The 1,410-nt window shown below is 44.8% G+C and carries 2 protein-coding genes; both read right to left on the bottom strand.

Going from position 1 to position 1,410, the window contains the following annotated elements; translation table 11 throughout:
- Positions 1 to 186: 186 nt before the first annotated feature.
- Entirely contained in the window at positions 187 to 588 is a 402-nt protein-coding gene (locus tag PAT3040_RS25730; RefSeq protein ID WP_108994929.1) for a YhjD family protein, read from the bottom strand.
- A partial coding sequence (locus PAT3040_RS25725; RefSeq protein ID WP_108994928.1) for a DinB/UmuC family translesion DNA polymerase occupies positions 585 to 1,410 on the bottom strand: 826 nt, incomplete at its 5' end. The genes PAT3040_RS25725 and PAT3040_RS25730, both read right to left, overlap by 4 nt.

Here is a 1,410-nt window from a genome sequence, read left to right as displayed (position 1 = left end):
GTTTCTCCTCTCCCATGAAAAGGGCGTCCCGAAAGGGGCGCCCGATTTTTTGTTGATTTTATGCGGTTTGTGGCCAACCCGCGTGGGTATTTTGAACGTTTTGGGTTCTAATTGGGTTCTAAATTCATCATACCCAATCGGAGTTCTTCTACTGATATCCGCTTGCTTTGATCCCTCACGGCTCTATTACATTTTCAACTGTTTTGCGATCTCATTGGTGTATTTAGTCATTCGTAGCACAATTTCGGTGCGAAGCGTTTCCCTAACTATACCGAATTTATCATCGTAGCCTCGACAAAAGTACCGAAAGTAAAGAATACCATCATTTGTATCTTCTTCTACTACCTTTATATTTCGAGATTTCAGTTCTCGTTTAAGGACATAAAAATCATTAGTTGCCTTAAACAACAAGAATTCTAAGCATCTAATAATTACTCCCTTTAATGCAATGTGAGCAAAGCCCATATCTTCCTGACTCTTTTGGATCATGTTAATAATATGCGGGTAGGTAATAAAATCCCTAATCATTACTAATTCATCCGGTGTTGGGCGTCCACTTAAATTAAGATGATTTTCGAGTTTGTTCATTTATAGTGACCTCCAATCTGTCCTGCTCGTTCGCGAGCTACTCCGGCTTCGAGCATTGAAGATGCTCTCATAATTGCCATGTCGCCAAAACGATCTTTGATAGCGTCCGTCGTTTTCTCCAATTCGAATATTTTGTGGCGGTCGTCGAAGAGGTCAAGCTGCTGTATTTGGTCACTAGAGAGCTGATTCAAAGCGATCATAATATGCGATGCAGGCAATCCCTGCCAGTACTCGTTAAATAGCCGTAAGACTGCCTCTGATAGCTCGTGAGTGAGTGATGTGGGATTGGTTAAGGTAAGTTGGCGATTAAACATGTTGGCTCTTTTACCGTCTGTCTCTCCCATGCCAAGGGATACTACCCGACCCTGTACTCCCAGCCTTCTAGCACGACGGCAGACCTCTATACAAAGCTCCAGCAAGACGACCTCGATATCTTCCCTTCTCGTATATAACGAAGCTCTAAGCGTCTTGCCATGGCTTACAGATTTAAGAGGAGCGCTGATTGAGGAGACAACCGGACTCGGATCGATACCGCGAGCTGTCTGCCAATAATACTCGGCTTGGATGTCACTCTGCTTACCCATCATACGACGCATTAGCTTTTTAAAAGCCGGCAGCTCCATCCGGGCAACATGACCGATTGTATCAATACCCCACATTGTAAAGCGCCTGGTCATCCTAGACGCTACCATAAACATCTGATGGATAGGCAGCGGCCAAAGATCCGTTTCGATGTTTGATTGGTCAAGACGGTATATCCCGTCCGGATGTTTCTTAGCGAAATTGTCCGTAGCCGTTTTGGCGAGAACCTTCGTCGGCCCT

The sequence above is a fragment of the Paenibacillus agaridevorans genome, assembly GCF_003112455.1.
In the GTDB taxonomy this organism is placed as follows: domain Bacteria; phylum Bacillota; class Bacilli; order Paenibacillales; family Paenibacillaceae; genus Pristimantibacillus; species Pristimantibacillus agaridevorans.
Note: the sequence above shows the minus strand (reverse complement) of the source record. Positions and strands in the feature narration are given on the sequence as shown.